The sequence below is a fragment of the Nocardia kruczakiae NBRC 101016 genome, assembly GCF_001612965.1.
Lineage (GTDB): Bacteria > Actinomycetota > Actinomycetes > Mycobacteriales > Mycobacteriaceae > Nocardia > Nocardia kruczakiae.
Window position 1 is genome coordinate 14,535 of record NZ_BDBL01000047.1, and the last position, 20,374, is coordinate 34,908.

Genomic DNA, 20,374 nt, shown 5'->3' on the forward strand with positions numbered 1-20,374 from the left:
GGCATACCCTTCCGTATCTGCGTAGTCGAATGAACGACGGTTCACTCAACTCTAGAGTGGTCCACCGGGAATCAGATGCCCAGCTCCTTCGCGATGATCGTCTTCATGATCTCGGTCGTGCCGCCGTAGATGCTCTGAATACGCGCGTCGACGAACGCCCGCGACACCGCGTACTCACGCATATAGCCGTAGCCGCCGTGCAGTTGCAGACAGCGGTCGGCCACGCGCATCTGCAATTCGGTGGTCCACCATTTCAGCCGGGCGGCGCGGGCCGCGGTGAGGCCGCCGGTGATGTGTTCGGCGAGGCAGTCGTCGAGGAAGGTCCGCGCGATATCGAGTTCGGTCGCCAACTCCGCGAGCACGAATTGCGTGTTCTGGAAGCTCGCGACCGAGGTGCCGAACGCCTTGCGTTCGCGCACGTAGTCCAGGGTCTGTGCGAGCACGCCCTCGGCCGCCGCGACCGCGCCGACCGACAGCGACAGCCGCTCCTGCGGCAGATTCCGCACCAGCTGATAGAAGCCCTCGCCCTCCGCGCCGAGCCGATTCGCCACCGGCACCCGCATCCCGGTGAAGGTCAGTTCGCTGGTGTCCTGGGCGTGCAGGCCGATCTTCTCCAGATTGCGGCCGCGGCCGAACCCCGGTGTGCCGGCCTCGACGACCAGCAGCGTCAGCCCCTTGTGCTTGTCCGCGCCGGTGCGGACCGCGACGACGAACAGGTCGCCGTTCTGCCCGTTCGAGATGAAGGTCTTACTGCCGTCGACCACGTAATGCTCGCCGTCGCGGACGGCGGTGGTGCGAATGCCGGTGAGGTCGCTACCGGTGCCCGGTTCGGTCATGGCGATCCCCAGGACGGTCTCGCCGGTGACGACGCCGGGCAGCCAGCGGGCCTGCTGTTCCTCGTCGGTGAGATCGGTCAGATAGGGCAGCACCACATCGTTCTGCAGGGAGAACGCGATACCCGCCGCGGCCGCACCCGCCCGCGTGATCTCCTCGATCACGATGGCGTGGTAGCGGAAATCCTCGACCCCCGGACCACCGAAGCGCTCCGGGACCGGGAAGCCGAGCAGTCCCAGCTTGCCCGCCTCGGTGAACAACGATCGGTCCAGGCAACCGGCACGTTCCCAGTCCTCGTGGGCCGGTGCGACCGTCTGCCGAACGAAATCGCGCACCACGGAACGGAATTGGCGGTGTTCGGAGTCGTACTCGAGTCGTGCGTTCATGAGACCTCTTGTCAGCGGAAGGCGTTCTGGCCGGTGAAGGCCTGGCCGAGCACGAGTTGATGCATCTCCGGCGTCCCCTCGTAGGTGAGTACGGATTCGAGATTCACCATGTGCCGGATGACCGGATATTCGAGCGAAATCCCGTTGCCGCCGAGAATGGTTCGCGCGGTGCGGCAGATCTCGATCGCCTCGCGGGTGTTGTTGAGTTTGCCGAAACTCACCTGTTCGGGGCGTAGTCCCACCGAATCCTTGAGCCGGCCCAGATGCAGCGAAAGCAGTTGCCCCTTGTGCAGTTCGACGGCCATATCGGTGAGTTTGGCCTGGGTCAGCTGGAATCCGGCGATGGGACGGCCGAACTGGTTGCGCTGCATCGAATAATCGCGAGCCGCCTGCCAGGCCGAGCGCGCGGCGCCCATCGAACCCCAGATGATGCCGTAGCGCGCCTCGGACAGACTCGACAGCGGCGCCTTCACGCCCCGCCCCTCGGGCATCATCGCCTCGGCGGGCAGACGCACATCGTCGAGGACCAGCTCGCTGGTGATCGAGGCGCGCAGCGACAACTTGTGTTCGATGGTGTGTGCGTTGAATCCCTGGGTGTCGGTGGGCACGATGAACCCGCGGATGCCCTCGTCGGTATCGGCCCACACCACCGCGACATCGGCGATCGAGCCGTTGGTGATCCACATCTTGCGGCCGTTGAGGATCCAGTCGTCTCCATCGCGCTCGGCGCGGGTCCGCATGGCCGACGGATCGGAACCGACATCCGGTTCGGTGAGGCCGAAGCAGCCGATGATCTCGCCCGCGGCCATACCGGGCAGCCACCGCTGCTTCTGTTCCTCCGAACCGTTGTTCCAGATGGAGAACATGGCCAGCGATCCCTGGACCGAGACCAGGGAGCGGATACCGGAATCGCAGGCCTCGAGTTCCAGACAGGCCAGACCGTAGTGCACGGCCGAGGCGCCGCTGCATCCGTAACCCTCCAGATGCATGCCGAGGAGGCCGAGTCTGCCGAATTCGCGGGCCAGGTCCCGCGCGCCGGGCAGATCACCCGCCTCGAACCAGTCGGCGATATGCGGGGTGATGTGCTCGGCGCAAAAGCCGCGCACACTGTCGCGCACCGCCCGTTCGTCCTCGGTCAGCAGCGAATCGATGGCCAGCGGGTCGAGTGCGTCGAATGCGGGGGGACGTTTCGCGCTCATGGGATTTCCTTGTCCGGATAGGTGAACAGGCCGGCCGCGGCATCGTCGCGGGCCTGCTCGGTGAGTTTGTAGTGCAATTTCTTGCCGGTGGCCGACACCGGCAGCGAATCGACGAAGCGGTAGGCGCGTGGGCGTTTGAACGCCGAGAGCATGGGATGGGTGCGGCAGTGCCGGTCCAGCTCGGCCACGCCGACGCCGGGTTCGGCGGCGACCACATAGGCCACCACCACCTGCCCCCAGCGCTCGTCGGGAATGCCCACCACCAGGCAGTCGTCTACGCCGGGATGTTCGTTGAGCGCCTCCTCGACCTGGACGGGATGGACGTTCTCGCCGCCGGACAGCAGCATGTCGTCCTTCCGTCCGACGATGGTGACGAATTCCTGCTCGTCCCAGGTGGCGAGGTCACCGATATACAACCAGCCGCGATGGAACTTGCGGGCCTCCTGGTCGGGCGAGTCGACGTAGGCATTGGCGCCCTTGGGGGAGCGGACGATGACCTCGCCCACCTCCGTGCCGTCCTTGGCGACGGTCTCCTCCGGCTCGGCCAGCCGGTCGTCGAGGACCCGCACCACCGCCACGTCGTCGTCGATGCACGCACGCCCGGCGGTTCCGGCCATGGCGGGCAGATCGGTCGGCCGCAGGAAGGTGTTCCAGAATCCCTCGGTACTGCCGTAGCCGTTGAAGATGTTGGGATTCAACACCTTCTGATATCGCAACGCGGCCTCGCGTTCCAGCGGAGCGCCCATCGTCACGATTCCGCGCAGGCTCGACAGATCGCGCCGCCTGGTCTCCTGCGCGTGGGCGAGCATGGCCAGATTGGTCGGCGCGCCGATGAGGAAGGTCAGACCGTAGCGCTGCACATGGTCCAGGGTGGTGTCGGCGTCGAAGGCGCGCATCGGCACCAGGGACGAGCCCAGGTAGAACGTGGGATTCGGTCCGGCGCAATACAATCCGCCGCGGTGGAACCACGGTGTCATGTTGAGCGTCTTGTCCTCCGGTGACAACGGGAAATGCATGACGACGTCGTGCGCGCTGAAGATCTCCGCCAGGCTGTTGAGCGGTACGCCCTTCGGCATCCCGGTGGTGCCGGAGGTGTAGAGGCGGGTGGTCTCGTCCCACACCGTGCGCCGGGCGTCGAGTGGACGCGTCGCCGCCGCGGACAACTCGTCGAAGCGGACCGCGCCCGGTAGCGGCTCGCCCGGACCCGAAGCCACCAGCAGGCCGGGTCGGAACGCGCTGCGCTCCAGCGCTTCTCGCACCATCGACGTGAGATCGGTGTCGTAGACGAAGACCCGGGGGCGGTTCGACGCGAGGATGTAGGACGTCTCACCGGCGGCGAGCCGGAAGTTCATCGGCGACCCGACGGCTCCGGCGGCCTGCGTCGCCAGATACAGCTCGGCGAACTCGACCCCGTTGAACAGCTGATATGCCACGACGTCACCCGGCTCGACACCGGCGTCGGCGAGGCCGGTGGCCAACCGGTCGACCCGCTCGCCCAGCTCGGCGTAGGTGACGGTGGTCCCGGTCGCCGGATCCTCGATCGCCGGGTGGTGGGCATAGCGGTGGACGTTGCGCCGGAAACCGTTGAGATAGGTGAAATCGTGTTCGAAGTACTGCCGGTAGGCGTGGGCGTCGTACATCTGGTCCTCCGAAGTCGGCTCGGCGCTCAGCCGGCCATGGTGAGTCCGCCGCTGACGCTGAGCACCTGACCGGTGATGAACGAGGCGTCGGGGGAGGCGAAGAACAGGGCCGGGGCGGCGACCTCCTCCGGCCGGGCGAGGCGGCGGAACGGAATCGCCTTGATCAGCGCCTCTTTCAACTTCTCGTCCTGAGCCTGGAACAGCGGGGTGTCGGTCGGCCCGGGGCAGACGCAGTTCACGGTGATCGAGTAGCGGGCCATCTCGCGCGCCAGTGATTTGGTCAGGGCGATCACTCCGCCTTTGGCGCCGGCGTAGATGGTTTCTCCCGAGCTACCGACGCGTCCGGCGTCGCTGGCCAGGTTGACCACCCGCCCGCCGCCGGCCTCCACCATGCCCGGCAGGAACGCGCTGCACATGTGCACCGGCCCCAGGTAGTTGATCGCGACCACCTTCTGCGCGAATTCCGGTGTGGCGTTGAGGAATTTATCGGTGCGATCCCAGCCGGCGGCATTGACCAGGATGTTCGGCACACCGACCTCGGCGTGCACCTGATCGCGCAGGGCCTGTACCTGCGCGGCGTCGGCGATGTCGACCTTCATCGCGACGATGCGGTCGGTCTGCTGTTCGGCGGTGCGCTCGGCGGCGTCTAGGTCCAGATCGGCGGCCACGACCCGGTCGCCGCGGGCAGCGAGGGCCAGGGTGATCGCCCGGCCGATGCCCGATCCGGCTCCGGTGACGACCGCAATGGTGTTGTCGCTCATCGTATTCGGCTCCTCAGTTACCGGTGACCGCGCGGGCGGAGGGGAAGTTGGGGGCGCGCTTCTCGCGCAGAGCGGTGTAGCCCTCGATGACGTCCGGGCCCATGAAGCAGAGCATTTCGTAGGCGGCGGACTGGTCGAAGATCGGACCGGCCTGCTTGAGCCAGTTGTTGAGCGCCTTCTTCGTCCACCGGATGGCCAGCTGGGAACCGCTCGCCAGCTTGTTCGCGACCGCCAGCGCGTCGTCGAGCACCCGGTCGCGCGGCACCGCACTGGTGACCATGCCGATGCGTTCGGCCTCGGCGCCGCCGACCATCTCACCGGTCAGCAGGTAGTACTTGGCCTTGGCCATACCGGACAGCAGCGGCCAGAGGATCGCCGCGTGATCGCCGGCGGCCACGCCGAGCTTCACGTGCCCGTCCCCCAGCTTGGCGTCCTCGGCGCAGATCGAGATATCCGAGAGCAGGGCCACGACCAGTCCCGCGCCGACCGCGACGCCGTTGATCGCGGCGACGACCGGCTTCTCGCAATTGATCATGTTGTAGACCAGGTCGCTCATCTCCTGCAGCATGTTCGCCACCCGCTCGTGGTTGCCGGCCATGCGCTCGACCATCGCCAGGTCTCCGCCGGCGGAGAACGCCTTCCCGGCGCCGGTGATCACCGCGACCCGGGTTTCGGGATCGGCGGAAACGTCCGTCCAGACCCGGGCCAGCTCGGCGTGCATCTGCTCGTCGGCGGCGTTGTATTTCTCCGGCCGGTCGATGGTGATCAGCAGGACGCCTTCGTCGAGGCGTTTGAACGTGAGCTGGGAGTAGGTGGAGAAATCCATTGCGCTTCCTTCTGCTCCGACGAGTCGGCATGCGGATCGCCGCCGCGATGAGTGAACTGGCATTTGTTGTGAATGAACGTACATTCAACGCATGGGTGTGTCAAGGGCCACAGGCGCCGCTCGGTCATAGCAGAGGCAGTCCGACGTGCGGATTCGCCGGTTACCTGACAGGCCGGGCGCCGGATGCGACGATGATCGGCATGGGCGATTCCGACGATCAGTGGTACTACTGCCTCAAACATCACCGCGCCGAACAGGGCAAGCGGTGCTGGTTCGCCGATCGGATGGGGCCGTATCCGGACCGCGCCACCGCCGAGCGGGCGCTCGAGATCGTGCGCGAACGCAATGCCCGCGAGGATGCCCGCGACGGGAGAGACTGAGCCGCTCGTGCCCTCTCAGGTGGGTGGGCTACGGTTCTCCAGAGCACGTCGTGCCCGGATCCGGGGGCGCGCAGTCAGGTCGAATCGAGTGGAGGGCGACTTGTGAAGGTGACCGTGGTGGTGCCGACCTACAACGAGCGGGAGAACCTGCCGGTGGCGGTGGAGCGGCTGACCGCACTACCGGTCGCCGATCTGCATGTCCTGGTGGTCGACGACAACTCCCCGGACGGCACCGGCGAGGTCGCCGACAAACTGGCCGCCGACCTGCCGTCGGTGGTGGGTGTGCTGCACCGGACCGAGAAGGACGGCCTCGGGCGTGCCTACATCGCCGGCATCACCGCGGCCCTCGACCAGGGCGCCGACGTGGTGATCCAGATGGACGCCGACCTCTCCCACCCGGCCGAGGTGATTCCGGCCATGCTGGAGAAGCTCGAGACCTCCGACGCCGGTGTGGTCCTGGGATCGCGCTACGTCGAGGGTGGCTCCACCGCGGCGGAGTGGAAGTGGTACCGCAAGGCGCTGTCGGCGTGGGCGAACTTCTACGTCAACGCGATCCTGCGGCTCGGCGTCAAGGACGCGACCGCCGGATTCAAGGCGTGGAAGGCGGACACGCTGCGCGCCATCGATGTGGCCTCCATCCACAGCAACGGCTACTCGTTCCAGGTCGAGATGAACTACCGCACGATCAAGCAGGGCATTTCGATCGCCGAGGTGCCGATCCGCTTCGAGGAGCGCACCAAGGGCGCCTCGAAGATGAGCCTCAAGGTGCAGCTCGAGTCGGCGCTGATGCCCTGGAAGCTGCTGTTCGGCCGCCGCGTCTGACGGCTGAGGCGCCGGAGGCCAGGGCGTCGGGAGGCTGGGCGTCCGAGGTTCAGGGCACGGCCTCTACCTCGGCGTCCACCGGCCAGTCCAGCAGCGTATCGATGAACAGCTGTCGCACGCGCGCGATGTCGGCATCCATGTCCCGCGGATCCCAGCCGCTCACATCGATCGGTGCCAGCACCGCCACGTCCACCGTGCCCTTGCGCACGATCGCCGAGTTCCGCCAGGCGATTTCGCCCGCGTTGCGGATGACGAGCGGAATGATCGGCACTCCGGCTTCGATCGCGATGTGGAAGGCGCCCTTCTTGAAGGGGCCGATCCGCGGCGTCATCGAGCGCGTGCCCTCCGGCGCTACCACGAGCGAGAGCCCGCCGCGCAGGGTGTCGACGACCGGTTCCAGTGCCGCCTTCGCGCCGGTGGTGTCGGAGCGATCGATGAAGGTCGCCTCGGCGAACCGCAGCAGCGGGCCGAAGACCGGGTTGGTGGTGACCTCCTTCTTCACCACCGCGGTGAATCCCGAGCGCAGCACCGCGGCCAGCACCACCATGTCGAACTGGCTCTGGTGATTGAACAGGAAGACCGCCGGACGCGGTTGCCGGGCGTGCTCGGCGCCCACCACCCGCACCCGCACGCCGGTGGTGCGCAGGGTGGCGTCGGCGGCGGTGGCGATCATGGCGTCGGCCATCGCGCGGTGGCGGCGGGTGGCCGCGCGGGTGGCGACCCCGAAGGCGGCGCCGCTCAGCAATCCGGTGAAACCTACTGCGGTACGGGCGAAGTCGGTGACGCCCGCCGGATCCCGCGGCTTGAAGGTCAGGGTCGGCCAGTCGCGCTCACCGGCGGTCATCGACATCCGCGGACCCGGATTCACCGCGACCGGATGGCCGACCGCTTCCAGCAGCGGAACGTCCGGTGCCGCATCGGCATAGGCGTAACTGCCGGCGGCATCGATATCGTGTTCGGCGGCGAAGCGGCGCACCGCCGCGGCCTTCTCGGTACGCCACAGCGGTTTTCCCTCGGTGAAGCCGGTGAGCACACCGTCGGCGGTGGCCATCGCGGTGTAGAGGACATGGTCCACGCCGAGTTCCCGGGCCACCGGCAGCACCTGGAAACGGGTGAGGCTGGTGACGATCACCACCGTGTGCCCGGCCGCCTCGTGCTCCCGGATCAGGTGCCACGCTTCGGGATACACGTGCCCGTGCACGGTGCTGCGGAACAGCTGTTCGCCGAGTTCGGTCAGCTCCTGTTCGGAACGGCCCACCCATACCCTGGCGACGCGCTGCAGGAAGCGCTCGTACTCACCTTCGGTCCGGGAACCGCGAATGCTGTACAGCAGCGTGTCGGTCAGCGCCCGGCGCGAGTCGCGTCCGCGCAGCAGGCGTAGCGGTGCGGCGGCGGGCGCGAAGCCCGCGACCACCGTTCCGCCGAAGTCGAAGACGGCCGCCACTCGCGGGCCCTGTGGCCCCGTCCGGATGGCGGAAATCGCTTCGGAAAGGTTCACACTGTCCCCTGCGGTGCGCGATTGGACGGGTCGAGGGCGGCGGCGCGGGAAATGCGGATACCGATGGTGCGCAGTTCGTCGGCGAGTTCTCGGCGACGCCGTGCGAGATCCGGGGTGTCGGGATCGAGCAGACCGTGGTTTTCCGCGAGTTTCATCGCACTGGAGAACAATTCGGAGGACACCGACTCGGTGCTGTGCAGCCGTTGCTGCAGCAGCATCTGGCGTCCCACGGCCAGGCATTCGTCGACGAACTGTTTGCGGTCCAGCGGCGCGGCCGGATCGGCGGCGGCCAGGCGCTCGGCCACTACCAGCTGGGCGTCGAAGAACGACCGCACGACGCGGTGCGCCATGATGAAACCCGAATCCGCCAGTGCGCAGACCAATTCCGCGGCGCTGGCGCGCTGCTCCCAGTGCGGATCCAGCAGTAGCAACTCGGCGTTCATCGCCGCGGCAAATTCGACCCGGTCGGGAAAGAAGAATTCGAACTTCAGCAGATCGCGCAGCCGGTAGGCCGCATCCCAGATCACTTCGATGCCGGGAGCGGCGCCGGCTTGTTCGTCGGCGACCTCGAGGATCGCCAATTCCAGGATCGCGCGGTCCACGAACCAGTGCACCGCGCTGTTGCGGTAGAACGCCGCCTCCAGATGGGCGCCCGCTTCGATCGAATACACCGGTTCCAGCCCACCGCGGTAGACCGTCACCACCTTGGCCAGCGACAGCTGTTCCAGCACCACCGCCAGGCCCTGATCGTCGCGCAGCGTATCCAGCTCGCCGGTCGGAAGAGCGCGTCGCTCGATGTATCCGCGGACCGGCTCCAACGTCTGACGTACCTCGCCGAGAGTGAGCGCGCGCTCGTGCACACCCAGCAGGGCCAGCGTCACCAGTGCGTTGACCGTGACCGGCGTGACCGCGTTGATACCGACCGCCACCTCGAAGGCCAAGCGCTGCACGGCCTTGCGCTGCCGGTCCGTCGCTTCCTCGCTGTCCGGGGCCGGCGATTCCGGATCGCCGTGGGCGGCCAGCCGGTCGCGGGCCGACAGTGGGGCGCCGAAGCGGACGTAGACCCGCCCCGCGGAATGCTGCTGGCTGCGGATGTAGCGGGCCAGCCAGGTCAGGCCCTCGGGCTTCTTGGTGCCGCCGACCTGTTCGGTGGCAATGGATCCCAGTTCGTTGAGCCGCTCGTAGGTGATCGACACCGGCACCAGCATCACATCGTCGATGCGCCGCGAACGGATGGCCGAGGCCAGATAGTTCAGCAGTCCGAACCGGGGCGGGCGCAGTTTGCCGGTACGGGTGCGCCCACCCTCGAAGTACCACTCCAGATTGAAGCGTTTGGCGAGCAGATAGGCGAAGTACTCCTCGACCACGGCCTTGTAGATCTCGTCGTCGCCGAAGCTGCGGCGAATGAAGACGGTGCCGGTGCGGCGCGCGATCGGCCCCATCGGCCAGAAGCTGAGATTGGCGCCGCCGATCACGTGGTTGGGTGGAAAGTCGTTGCGCGCCAACGCGTCGCCGAGGACGAAGGCGTCGACGTAGGAGCGGTGCGAGGGCAGGAACACCAGCGGGTAGTTGCGATTGAGCCGCCGCAACGCGGCCAATCCGGACCGGTCGCAGTCGATCTTCCAGGCCGAGGCGTGTACCGGCCGCATCGCCTGGGTGAACAGATCCGAGATCAGCCGGCTCTGCGCGGCCACGAGTTCCCGCAGCGCCTTCTCGGCCCGCCGATACACCTCCCGGGGGTCGGTGCCGGTTTCGGTGGCGATGGCGTCGAGGCGGCGCAGGAAGTCGGGGGAGTCGAGAATCTCCTCGACCACCATCCGGGGGACCTTGTAGCGGTCGCCGATCACCGATCGTTCGGCGCGTTCGAGCGCCACCGTGCCCGCGCGGACGATCGCCCGCGCGAACGGTTCCGAACGTTCCGCGGCCCCGGGATTGTTCGCGCGCAGATCGCTCAGCCGCGCGGGCTGTCCGGTGAGGATGAGATGCCGGTCGGGCGCCTTGTTCACCAGCCGGCGCTGCAGTAGCCGGTGTGGCCGGCGCGGATCGCTCAGCAGCGCCAGATCGGCGAAGGTGGTGCGCCGCACGCCGTCTCGCTCGGGTGGCAGCCACAGCACCCGGATCGGGATCACGATCGGGTCGTCGCGGCGGCCGACGAGCCGGGCGGCGATGGCGGCGGCGTCCAGGTCGATCTGGGTGACGGGCGCGTCGATGCCGAGTTCGGCGGCGATCCCGCCCTCGGCGAGCCAGCCGCCGATCAGCTCGCGTTCCACCGGCGACACCGCGTCGACCAGGGCGACCGCCGAGCGCGGCAGATCCTTCGCGGTACTCGGAGCCGGATTGCCGGCGGCGTGATCGATCATGGCGGGCCCCTCCTCGACGGCGCTCCACCATTCAAGCTCGCGGAAGCGGATTCGCGCAGGAAGTTGGCCACGACGCTCGCAAAGCGAGTCCGATGTGTGCTCCAGCACAACACCGAGAAGGCCAGGTAATGCTAACCTCACCTCTTGGAGTTAGGTAAGCATAACCTTGGAGGAACGGTGTCGACCACGGACGAGCGGGTGCGAAACGGTTACGGGGACGGTCCGGGGGCGACGGGGCAGCTGGCACCGGGGACAGAGGTGACGGGCACGGCGCCGGCGATCGCACCCGCCGACGCCATGGCCGCGCTCGCCGCAGCCGACCGGTTCGGCGAGTACGTCGGCTACGAGGGTCCCGACGGCTGGGTGTTCGCCGCCGATCCGATCGGCAGCATCGAATTGGATTCCGGGGAACTGCGTGTCGAGTGGGAGGGCCGGGCCACCGTCGAGCCGTGGCAGGGCCGGCCGGCCGCGGTGATCGATGCGGCGCTGGGCGCGCTCCCGCTGCGGGGACGCAACGCCTACGGCTGGATCGGATTCGAATTCTGCGCATGGGCGCTGGGCGCCGACGCGCACGTACCGGCCCGAACCGCCCTGGCGCATCTGATGATTCCGCGCATCGAGGTGCGCATCGACGCCTCCGGTGTGCGGGTGTCCGGTGCGACGCCCCGCGAGACCGCGGAGATCCACGAACTGATCGCACAGGCGAGTGCGCAACCTCCGGCCCCGCCGCGGCCGGTGGATGTCACCATCGACCCCACCGACTACCGCGGCCGGGTCGCCGAGGCGGTCGACGAGATCCGGGCCGGGCGGTATCAGAAAGTGATCCTGTCGCGGAAAGTGGATCTGCCCTTCCCCGTGGACGTTCCGCAGACCTATCGGCTCGGGCGCGCCAACAACACGCCCGCCCGCTCGTTCCTGTTGCGGCTGGGCGGCCTGGAGGCGGCCGGATTCAGCCCCGAACTGGTGGCTTCGGTCGACCGGCACCGGGTGGTGACCACCGAACCGCTGGCCGGCACCCGTGCCTTCGGCCGTGGTGAGACGGTCGACGCCGCCGCCCGCGAAGAGCTGGTCGGTGATCCGAAAGAGATTGTGGAGCACGCCATCTCGGTGCAGACCTCGTTCGGCGAGATCGCCGCGGTGGCCGAGCCGGGCAGCACCGCCGTCTCCGATTTCATGGCGGTGCGTGAACGCGGCAGCGTGCAACATCTGGCCTCCACCGTGCGTGGCACCCTCGCCGAGGACAAGAGCGCCTGGGATGCGCTGGAAATGCTGTTCCCCTCGGTGACCGCCTCCGGCATCCCCAAGCGCACCGGTGTGGACGCGGTGTTCCGCCTCGACCACGACGCCCGCGGCCTGTACTCGGGTGCGGTGGTGACCGTTTCGGCCGGCGGTGCGCTGGAGGCCACGCTCGTGCTGCGGGCGATCTACCAGACCACGGAGGGCGCCTGGCTGCGCGCCGGGGCCGGCATCGTCTCGCAGTCGCGCCCGGAGCGCGAATTCACCGAGACCTGCGAAAAGCTGGGCAGCGTGGCGCCCTACGTCGTCGAAGCCTGACGGAGCGGAACGCGGATCGAGCCCGGCGGGAGTTCCCGCCGGGCTCTTCGTATCGAAGGCCGTTCGCCGAGTTCGGTTCGGCGGCAGGGCCGTTCGGCGACGAGGCTCAGCGCGACGCGGTCGCGGACTCGGTGTCGTAGCGGGACCGCAGGACCTTCTTGTCGATCTTGCCGACGGCCGTGAACGGCAGCGCGTCGGCCTGCTCGAGGATGTCGGGCAGTTTGTAGGTCGCCAGGCCGCGAGCGGTGAGGAACTCCTTGACCTCGACCAGGCTCGGCATCTCGCCGTCGATCACCAGTACGGCACAGACCTTTTCGCCGAGGGCCGCGTCCGGCAGGCCGACCGCGGCCGCATGACGGACCGCGGGATGGGCCAGCAGGTGTTCCTCGAGTTCGTCGCAGGAGATGTTCTCGCCGCCGCGGTTGATCACATCCTTGATCCGGCCGGAGACGATCAGGTGCCCGCTCGGCAGTTGCCGCACCAGATCGCCGCTGCGGTAGTAGCCGTCGGGGGTGATGGCGCGGGAATTGTGTTCCGGGGCACGGTAATAACCGCGGATGGTGTAGGGGCCGCGGGTGAGGAGTTCGCCCTCCTCGCCGGGCGCGACGTCGTTGCCTTCGCCGTCTACCACGCGGACCTCGTCGGCGGGGGACAGCGGGCGCCCCTGGGAGACCGCGATCGTTTCCTCGGGATCGTCGAGACGGGTGTAGTTGATCAGCCCCTCGGCCATGCCGAACACCTGCTGCAGTGTCGCGCCCAGCGCCGGAGTCACCTCGCGGGCATTGACCTCGGCCAATTTCGCGCCGCCGACCTGCAGCAGCCGCAGGCTGGACAGGTCGGCCTCCTCCCATTCCACTGCCGCACACCACAATTGGGCCAGCGGCGGTACCACCGCCGTCACGGTGACGCGGTGGCGTTCGATGGTCGCGAACGCGTTCTCCGGACTCGGGTCGGCCAGCATGACGATCGACGCGCCGGCCGCGACCGTACCCAGAATGCCCGGGCACGACAGCGGGAAGTTGTGCGCGGCCGGCAGCGTCGCCATGTACACGTCGTCGGAGGTCAGCGCGCAGATCTCGGCACTGGCGCGAGCGTTGTAGTGGTAGTCGTCGTGGGTGCGGGCGATGAGTTTCGGCAGGCCGGTGGTGCCGCCGGAAACGAGCATCACCGCGATACCGGACGCGTCGACGTCCGGCAGCGAATCACCGTCGCGCGCAATCGTTCTCAGATCGACGTAAACACCGGGATCGCCGAGGACGAAGATCGTGCGCAGCGACGGCACCCGCTCGGCCACCGCGGCCGCCAGCTCGCGGTAATCGAAGTCGCCGACCTTGTCGGCCACGATGTAGCCGGCGGCGCCCGAGAGCCGGGTCAGATGTTCGATCTCGGCCTGCCGATGGGCCGGCAGGGCCAGCACGGGCACGATTCCGGCGCGTAGCAGGCCGAACAGCACTTCCACGAATTCGATCACGTTGGGCAGTTGGACCACGACGCGGTCGCCGGGTTCGAGTCCGGAGGCGAGCAACCCGTGGGCCGTGCGGTCGGCGCGGCGATCGAGTTCGCCGTAGTCGATCGGTCCGGCGTCGGTGTGCACGGCCGGACGCCGAGGCCGGGTGCGGGCGGCGTCGCGCAACAAGTCGCCCAGCGGTTCGCCGCGCCAGTAGCCGGCGGCTCGGTAGCTCTCGGCGAGTTCGGCCGGAAACGGTACGAAACCGTCGAGCAGGTCCTGCTGGGCGGGGGATATCGAAGTCACGGGTATCGCCTCACGGGTCGAGCTGCGCAGTATCGAAGCTGCCTTAGATAGGTTAGGCAACCCTATATTAGAAGTGGCGGTGTCGCGTCCCGGGTGGTCCGAAACGCCGCGGCCCGGCTCCGCGACAACAGCGCGCACCGGCCCGTGCCCGCCTAGACTCGTGCGGGTGAGCGGTTGGAACATCTCCGATATTCCGGACCAGAGTGGGCGCACGATCATCGTGACCGGCGCGAACAGCGGACTGGGCGCGGCCACCACCAGGGCGTTGGCGCAGGCCGGCGCGCAGGTGATCATGGCCTGCCGCGACGAGGTGAAGGCCCGCGCGGTCGCCGACACCATCGGCGAACGGGTGCAGGTGCGCCGGCTCGACCTGGCCGACCTGTCCTCGATCCGCGAATTCGCGCGCACGATCGAGGGCGCCGACGTGCTGATCAACAACGCCGGCGTGATGGCCCTGCCGCTGCGCCATACCGCCGACGGCTTCGAGATGCAGTTCGGGACCAACCATCTCGGCCATTTCGCGCTGACCGGTCTGTTGCTCGACAAGATCTCCGATCGCGTCGTCACGGTATCCAGCGGCGCCCACATGATCGGCCGCATCGACCTCGCCGATCCGAACTACCAGCACCGGCGCTACGAGCGCTGGCGCGCCTACGGTCAGTCGAAACTGGCGAATCTGATGTTCGCCTACGAACTTCAGCGCCGCCTCACCGCGGCCGGTTCACCGAAGGTCTCGGTGGCGGCCCACCCCGGCTACGCCAGTACCGAACTGCAGTCGCATACCGAGTCGTTCCTGGACGCGATCATGGCCCTGGGCAACCGCATTCTCGCCCAGTCGGCCGAAATGGGTGCCCTGCCAAGTCTTTACGCCGCCACCGCGAAGGTCGAACCCGGCGCGTTCTACGGCCCGACCCGCCTCGGCGGTCTGCGCGGCTACCCCGAGCGCTGTGGCTCCTCGGCCGCCTCGCGCGACGAGGTCACCGCCCGCCGCCTCTGGGACCTGTCCGAACAACTCACCGACGTCACCTACTCGTTCGCCCGCCGCTGAGCCGACCCAATCCGGTGTGATCGGCATCACTTTCGGTGATGTCACACCCCGTGGGTGCTGTTCCGTCATCTCTGTGTAGCGACGCCGCGCCGCGCGGCTCACTTTCCACAGGAGGATGGTCATGGAACCCCGTTTCGCTCTCTTCGACAACGAGATCGCCGCGAAGTTCGTCAAGCGGATCGGTAACGCCGGCCAGGTCGTCGACAACTCGCCGCTGCCCAAGGCGACGCAGGAGTTGGTCAAGCTGCGCGCCAGCCAGATCAACGGGTGCGGCTTCTGCACCGATATGCACTCCAAGGACGCGGCCGCCGCGGGTGAGACCTCGGTGCGGCTCAACCTGGTCGCCGCGTGGCGCGAGGCGATCGTCTTCACCGAGGCCGAGCGGGCCGCGCTCGCGCTGACCGAGGAAGGCACCCGCCTCGCCGATGTCCACCGCGGCATCAGCGAGGAGACCTGGGAGCAGGTGCGCAAGCACTACGACGACGAGCAGATCGGCGCCCTGATCTCGCTCATCGCGCTGATCAACGCCTACAACCGGCTCAACGTCATCGCCGGCACCCCGGCCGGCACCTACGAGCCCGGCATGTTCTGACCGCCGCACGCGAATTCGGGCCCGGCACAGGATCGTTGGATCCCGGCCGGGCCCCGTCGCATCCACGGTGGCTGTGGGGGCCGTCACGTCCGCCGACCCGACCGAACCCATCCGCGCCGCGCCCCTGGTACAGTCGCCCTCGTGCAGCGCGCGTATTTCTGGTTTACCAAGCCGGCCCCGGGTGGGTCGGTCGGTGACCCGCGCTGACCTTCTCCCACCCCGAGCCGGACTGCAGACCGGCTCCACGGGATTTCGCTCGGTGGGTCGGCCTGAGAAAAGGAACCCATCATGACCACCGCAGCCGATGTCGATGCCTCACACAGTGACCTCGACGATCAGCGCACGCTGAGTATCAGCCCGCTACTCTCGCCCGCCGAGGTTCGCCGCGAGCATCCGATCGACGATGCCCTCGCCGACACCGTGCGGGCCGGTCGCGCCGCCACCGTCGACGTCCTCGACGGCGCCGACGACCGCCTGATGGTCGTCGTCGGCCCGTGTTCGGTGCACGACCCCGAGGCTGCCCTCGACTACGCGCGCCGCCTGGCCGCCAAGAGCGCCGAACTCTCCGACCGGCTGCATATCGTCATGCGCGTCTACTTCGAGAAGCCGCGCACCACGCTCGGGTGGAAGGGCCTGATCAACGATCCGCATCTGGACGGTTCGTTCGACGTCAACACCGGTCTCGGACTGGGACGTCGGCTGCTGGTCGACATCACGGGTCTCGGCCTGCCCGTGGCCTGCGAATTCCTCGATCCGATCACCCCGCAGTACATCGCGGATCTGGTGTCCTACGGCGCGATCGGCGCGCGCACCGCGGCCAGCCAGGTGCACCGGCAGCTCTCCAGTGCGCTGTCGATGCCGGTCGGCATCAAGAACGGCACCGACGGCGATGTGCAGGTGGCCGTGGACGGGGTGCGGGCGGCCGGGGCCAGCCACGTCTTCCCCGGCACCGATCTCGACGGCCGCTCGGCGCTCATCCGCACCAGCGGCAACCCGGACTGCCACGTGATCCTGCGCGGCGGTAGCGCCGGTACGAACTACGACGCCGCCTCCGTCGCCGAGGCCTGCCTGCGCCTGGAGAAGTCGGGGCTGGCGCAGCGGGTGGTCGTCGACGCCAGCCACGGCAACAGCAACAAGGACCACAACAAGCAGGTCGACGTGGTCACCGATATCGCCGAGCGCATCGCCGCCGGCGACCGCGCGGTGGTGGGCGTGATGATGGAGAGCTTCCTGGTCGCCGGCCGCCAGGACCTCACCCTCGGCCACGCCGACGATCTGACCTACGGCCAGTCCATCACCGACGCCTGCCTGGACTGGGAGACCACGGCGGCGCAGCTGGACCGCCTCGCCGACGCGGTGGCCCGGCGCCGGGGCTGAGACTCGGTAGCGGTCACCTTCGCTCGCGGCTCGCGGCGTTGGTGACCGCGCGATCACACGTGGGCCGCGTGCAGACGGCGGACCGCCTCGTCGAGGGTGTCGTCCCGTTTGCAGAATGCGAAGCGCACCAAGCGATTCCACGAGTCGCGGTCGTCGGCGAAGACTTCGATCGGGACCGCGACGACGCCGAGCCGCTGCGGCAGCTCCCGGCAGAAGACCAGCGCGTCGGCGGAGCTCAACGGACTGATATCGGCGCAGACGAAATAGGTCGCATCGCTGCGCTTGACCAGGAATCCGGCGTCGGCCAGTGCCTCCGACAGGCGAATGCGCTTGTCGGACAGGCTGTTGCGAAGATCGGCGACCCACTGCTGCTCGTTCTCGAGGGCGTAGGCGACCGCCGGTTGGAACGGTCCGCCGCCGACGAAGCTCATGAACTGCTTGGCGGCCAGCAATCCGTCGATCAGCGGTGCCGGACCGCACGCCCAGCCGATCTTCCATCCGGTGACGCTGAAAGTCTTCGCGGCACTGGAGATCACGACCGTGCGCTCGAACATGCCGGGCAGCGTCGAGATGCTGATATGGGTGTTGCCGTCGTAGACGAGATGTTCGTACACCTCGTCGGAGACCACGATCAGATCGTGCTCGCGGGCCAGCTCCGCGATCGCCTCGAGGTCGGCGCGGGACAGGATCGCCCCCGTGGGGTTGTGCGGCGAATTCAGCAGCAGCATGCGGGTTTTCGGGGTGATGGCCGCGCGCAGGCTGTCCAGGTCGAGGACGAAACCGTTGCCGTCGGGCACCAGCCGCGCGGTGCGGCGGGTGGCGCCGGCCAGGGCGACCACCGCGGCGTAGGAGTCGTAGTACGGCTCGATCAGCACCACCTCCTCGTCGGCCTCTACCAGGCCGAGCACCGCCGCCGCGATCGCCTCCGTGGCGCCGACGGTGACCACCACCTGCGAGTCGACGTCGTAGTCCACGCCGTAGCGCCGTTTCCGGTCCGCCGCGATCGCCCGGCGCAGCACCGGCATGCCGCGCCCCGGCGGATACTGATTCAGCCCGTCGGCGATGGCGGTGCGGGCCACCTCCAGCATCGCGGCCGGGCCGTCCGTATCGGGGAATCCCTGACCGAGGTTGACCGCGTCGTGGCGCACGGCCAGTTCCGTCATCTCCGCGAAGATCGTGGCGCGGAACGGGCGCAGGCGGGCGACGGTGGGGATGGCTGACATGGTCCCAACGTAGCGATATCGCCCCCGTGGCCGCGGCGCGCACCCCGTACCGGGGACCGGGCCGATGCTTGCCGTGCGTTCGCTATGGTTGCGGCGCGATAGCGAAAGGCTATGTTTCACATTTCATTCGGGCGTTTGACCTGCATGGTTGTGCGGTTTCCTGGCGGCAGCTAGCCTCCCCGTGTTCTATCTCACAACCACTTCGGTGGTGGCTCGAAAGGGGCGATGTATGGCCTCCTATCTCGACCTTCTGCTGCATCCGGCGGCGGGAACGATTCTCGGATACATCAACGACACCCTGCACAACATCTTCAGCAACGATTGGGGCTGGGGTTCCTCGACGCCGAACTGGGGTACCGGATCGTCCACGGGCAACTGGGGACTCGGTTCCAGCACCCCGGACATGTGGTCCGGTTCGTCCACTCCGTAGTCACGAGCCGCCGGGACGCTCGATGCGTTCCGGCGGCTACGCCGGATCCCGGGGCAGGCGAATGCCACCGAGCTTCGCGGGATTGGCGACATCGTAAGTGCCCCAGATCAATCCGTCGCGGACGGCGAAGCCGACCACGCGCGGTGGTGACCCCGGCGCACCGTTGCGCGGGGCGCGCTCGTGCAGCAGCAACCCGAGTTGCCCGTTGACGCCGACGAATTCGAATCGATCGGAGTCGGTGGGCGACAGTTCGGCCTGGTCCACCTGATACATCCGGATGAGCCCGAGGACGAACCGCGCGATCTTGTCCGCGCCGACGATCGCCCGCGCGGCCGTCTTCGCGGTGCCGCCGGTATCGCCGATGAAGACCGAATCCGGATGCAGGGCCGCGACGACCGCGTCCACGTCGCCGGAATACAGCGCCTCGAGCAGTCGCTGCACGGCAGCGAGATGTTCGGTGTCCGACACCGGTTCCGGGGCCGCGGCCAGTGCTTTCCGGGCCCGGACCGCGAGTTGGCGGGCCGCCTCCGGCGTCACCTCGAGCAGTTCGGCGATCTCGTCGAACGGCACCGAGAATCCGTCGTGCAGGACGAAGGCCACCCGCTGCGCCGGCGTCAGCGCGTCGAGAACCACCAGCGCGGCGAAACGGCAATCCTGTTTGCGCACCACCGCTTCCAGCGGATCCGGCAGATTCGACGGGGTCACTCCGGTGACGATCGGCTCCGGAAGCCATTGCCCCACATAGCTTTCCCGCCGGACGGCGGCGCTGCGCAGCCGATCCAGGCAGATCCGGCTGACCACCGTCGTCAGCCAGGCGCGCAGGTCCTCGATCTCGGACTGATGGGTGGTGGCCAGTCGCAGCCAGCTCTCCTGCACCGCGTCCTCGGCGTCGGCCACGCTGCCGGTCAGCCGGTAACCCACCGACAGCAGATGCGCCCGATGGGACTCGAACAGATCGGCGAGCAACGCGGCAACCATTGGCCCGATTCTACGGTCGCCGGAAATCCGCTGGGCCACCGCAGGGTTGCGTGCCAGCATGAAGCGGTGGAGGACTGTGTACTGAGCGACGAGACGGTGTGGTTGTCGCGCCCGGCCGAGGCCGATATCGACGCGATCGTCGCCTGCTGCCGGCAGCCGTCGATTCCGGAGTGGACGACGGTGCCGGTGCCGTATCGGCGGGCCGACGCCGTGGGATTCCTGACCGATATCGTCGCGCCCGGGTGGGCGGCCCGCAGCCCGGTCTGGGCCGTGCGGACGGCGGCGGACGGGCCGGTGGCCGGCATGGTCGGCCTGGAGGCCGGCCCGCAGCCCGGGGCCGCCGAGATCGGCTTCTGGCTCAGCGACGCGGTGCGCGGCCGCGGGTTGATGACCCGCAGCGTCCGGTTGGTCTGTGATTTCGGTTTCGCCGCCGACGGGCTCGGCCTGAGCCGCATCGAGTGGCGGGCGTTCGTCGGCAACCTCGCCTCCGCCGCGGTGGTGCGGCGGACCGGCTTCCACTACGAAGGTCTGCTGCGCGGGGCCGGGGTGCAGCGCGGCGTGCGCCGGGATTCCTGGATCGCCGGGCGACTGGCGGGCGACCCGCCGGGTCCGGCCACCGACTGGCCGCCCCTGCGCGGGCCCGGATCGGCGCACTGATCGGCGTCCGGGTGCGAGTGCGCTCACAGCGAACATCTGCCCAGCTCGCGTAGGGT

At 68.3% G+C, this 20,374-nt stretch carries 18 protein-coding genes; 8 read left to right on the forward strand and 10 right to left on the reverse strand.

From position 1 onward, the window contains the following. Positions 1-71: 71 nt before the first annotated feature. The 5 genes from NK1_RS27835 to NK1_RS27855 are packed head-to-tail and all read right to left on the reverse strand — an operon-like array spanning position 72 to position 5,646. A complete protein-coding gene (locus NK1_RS27835) occupies positions 72-1,220 on the reverse strand; it encodes an acyl-CoA dehydrogenase family protein (RefSeq protein ID WP_063013443.1) in 1,149 nt (382 codons plus the stop codon). An 11-nt stretch (positions 1,221-1,231) separates the two neighbouring features. Beyond that, a complete protein-coding gene (locus NK1_RS27840; protein WP_063013445.1) occupies positions 1,232-2,419 on the reverse strand; it encodes an acyl-CoA dehydrogenase family protein in 1,188 nt (395 codons plus the stop codon). Further along, complete coding sequence (locus tag NK1_RS27845; protein WP_063013447.1) at positions 2,416-4,059, reverse strand: class I adenylate-forming enzyme family protein; 1,644 nt, start codon at positions 4,057-4,059, stop codon at positions 2,416-2,418. Before NK1_RS27845 ends, NK1_RS27840 begins: the two co-directional genes overlap by 4 nt. A 26-nt stretch (positions 4,060-4,085) precedes the next feature. Then, complete coding sequence (locus tag NK1_RS27850; protein WP_063013449.1) at positions 4,086-4,820, reverse strand: SDR family NAD(P)-dependent oxidoreductase; 735 nt, start codon at positions 4,818-4,820, stop codon at positions 4,086-4,088. Positions 4,821-4,833: 13 nt separating this feature from the next. Next, positions 4,834-5,646, reverse strand: a complete 813-nt coding sequence (locus tag NK1_RS27855; RefSeq protein ID WP_063013451.1) for an enoyl-CoA hydratase/isomerase family protein — start codon at positions 5,644-5,646, stop codon at positions 4,834-4,836. A 200-nt stretch (positions 5,647-5,846) separates the two neighbouring features. Between NK1_RS27855 and NK1_RS27860 the strand changes: the two genes are divergently transcribed. Both NK1_RS27860 and NK1_RS27865 read left to right on the forward strand, forming a co-directional pair. Continuing rightward, positions 5,847-6,026, forward strand: a complete 180-nt coding sequence (locus NK1_RS27860; protein ID WP_036497946.1) for a hypothetical protein — start codon at positions 5,847-5,849, stop codon at positions 6,024-6,026. A 120-nt stretch (positions 6,027-6,146) separates the two neighbouring features. Next, on the forward strand, positions 6,147-6,848 hold the full coding sequence (locus tag NK1_RS27865; protein WP_063013496.1) for a polyprenol monophosphomannose synthase: 702 nt from the start codon (positions 6,147-6,149) through the stop codon (positions 6,846-6,848). 49 nt (positions 6,849-6,897) lie between these two features. On the opposite strand, the gene NK1_RS27870 is transcribed toward NK1_RS27865, so the two are convergent. Both NK1_RS27870 and NK1_RS27875 read right to left on the reverse strand, forming a co-directional pair. Then, positions 6,898-8,346, reverse strand: coding sequence for an HAD-IB family hydrolase (locus tag NK1_RS27870; RefSeq protein WP_063013453.1), 1,449 nt, complete (start codon positions 8,344-8,346; stop codon positions 6,898-6,900). Then, positions 8,343-10,706: a glycerol-3-phosphate 1-O-acyltransferase gene (locus tag NK1_RS27875; RefSeq protein ID WP_084461647.1), complete on the reverse strand. Its 2,364-nt coding sequence runs from the start codon at positions 10,704-10,706 to the stop codon at positions 8,343-8,345. Before NK1_RS27875 ends, NK1_RS27870 begins: the two co-directional genes overlap by 4 nt. Before the next feature lie 297 nt (positions 10,707-11,003). Between NK1_RS27875 and NK1_RS27880 the strand changes: the two genes are divergently transcribed. After that, the gene (locus tag NK1_RS27880) at positions 11,004-12,260 is read left to right on the forward strand and encodes a salicylate synthase (protein ID WP_084461664.1); all 1,257 of its coding nucleotides are present in this window, start codon (positions 11,004-11,006) and stop codon (positions 12,258-12,260) included. Positions 12,261-12,366: 106 nt separating this feature from the next. Here NK1_RS27880 and NK1_RS27885 read toward each other — a convergent pair whose 3' ends face one another. Then, the gene (locus NK1_RS27885) at positions 12,367-14,013 is read right to left on the reverse strand and encodes a (2,3-dihydroxybenzoyl)adenylate synthase (RefSeq protein WP_063013455.1); all 1,647 of its coding nucleotides are present in this window, start codon (positions 14,011-14,013) and stop codon (positions 12,367-12,369) included. A gap of 166 nt (positions 14,014-14,179) precedes the next feature. Between NK1_RS27885 and NK1_RS27890 the strand changes: the two genes are divergently transcribed. The 3 genes from NK1_RS27890 (at position 14,180) to NK1_RS27900 (ending at position 17,030) form a co-directional block, all read left to right on the forward strand. Continuing rightward, entirely contained in the window at positions 14,180-15,061 is an 882-nt protein-coding gene (locus NK1_RS27890) for an oxidoreductase (protein ID WP_063013502.1), read from the forward strand. 121 nt (positions 15,062-15,182) lie between these two features. Continuing rightward, the gene (locus NK1_RS27895) at positions 15,183-15,653 is read left to right on the forward strand and encodes a carboxymuconolactone decarboxylase family protein (protein WP_063013504.1); all 471 of its coding nucleotides are present in this window, start codon (positions 15,183-15,185) and stop codon (positions 15,651-15,653) included. Positions 15,654-15,941: 288 nt separating this feature from the next. Continuing rightward, entirely contained in the window at positions 15,942-17,030 is a 1,089-nt protein-coding gene (locus NK1_RS27900) for a 3-deoxy-7-phosphoheptulonate synthase (RefSeq protein WP_063013457.1), read from the forward strand. A 53-nt stretch (positions 17,031-17,083) separates the two neighbouring features. Here NK1_RS27900 and NK1_RS27905 read toward each other — a convergent pair whose 3' ends face one another. Next, positions 17,084-18,253, reverse strand: a complete 1,170-nt coding sequence (locus tag NK1_RS27905; RefSeq protein WP_063013459.1) for a pyridoxal phosphate-dependent aminotransferase — start codon at positions 18,251-18,253, stop codon at positions 17,084-17,086. A gap of 229 nt (positions 18,254-18,482) precedes the next feature. Here NK1_RS27905 and NK1_RS27910 point away from each other — a divergent pair, with 229 nt between their 5' ends. Then, positions 18,483-18,683 (forward strand): hypothetical protein, encoded by a 201-nt coding sequence (locus NK1_RS27910; protein ID WP_063013461.1) that lies wholly within the window; start codon positions 18,483-18,485, stop codon positions 18,681-18,683. A 36-nt stretch (positions 18,684-18,719) separates the two neighbouring features. On the opposite strand, the gene NK1_RS27915 is transcribed toward NK1_RS27910, so the two are convergent. Then, positions 18,720-19,661 carry a sigma-70 family RNA polymerase sigma factor gene (locus NK1_RS27915; protein ID WP_063013463.1) on the reverse strand — a complete coding sequence of 314 codons (942 nt, stop codon included), beginning with the start codon at positions 19,659-19,661 and terminating at the stop codon, positions 18,720-18,722. Positions 19,662-19,727: 66 nt separating this feature from the next. Here NK1_RS27915 and NK1_RS27920 point away from each other — a divergent pair, with 66 nt between their 5' ends. Then, positions 19,728-20,318 (forward strand): GNAT family N-acetyltransferase, encoded by a 591-nt coding sequence (locus NK1_RS27920; protein ID WP_063013506.1) that lies wholly within the window; start codon positions 19,728-19,730, stop codon positions 20,316-20,318. The last annotated feature ends 56 nt before the right edge of the window (positions 20,319-20,374 follow it).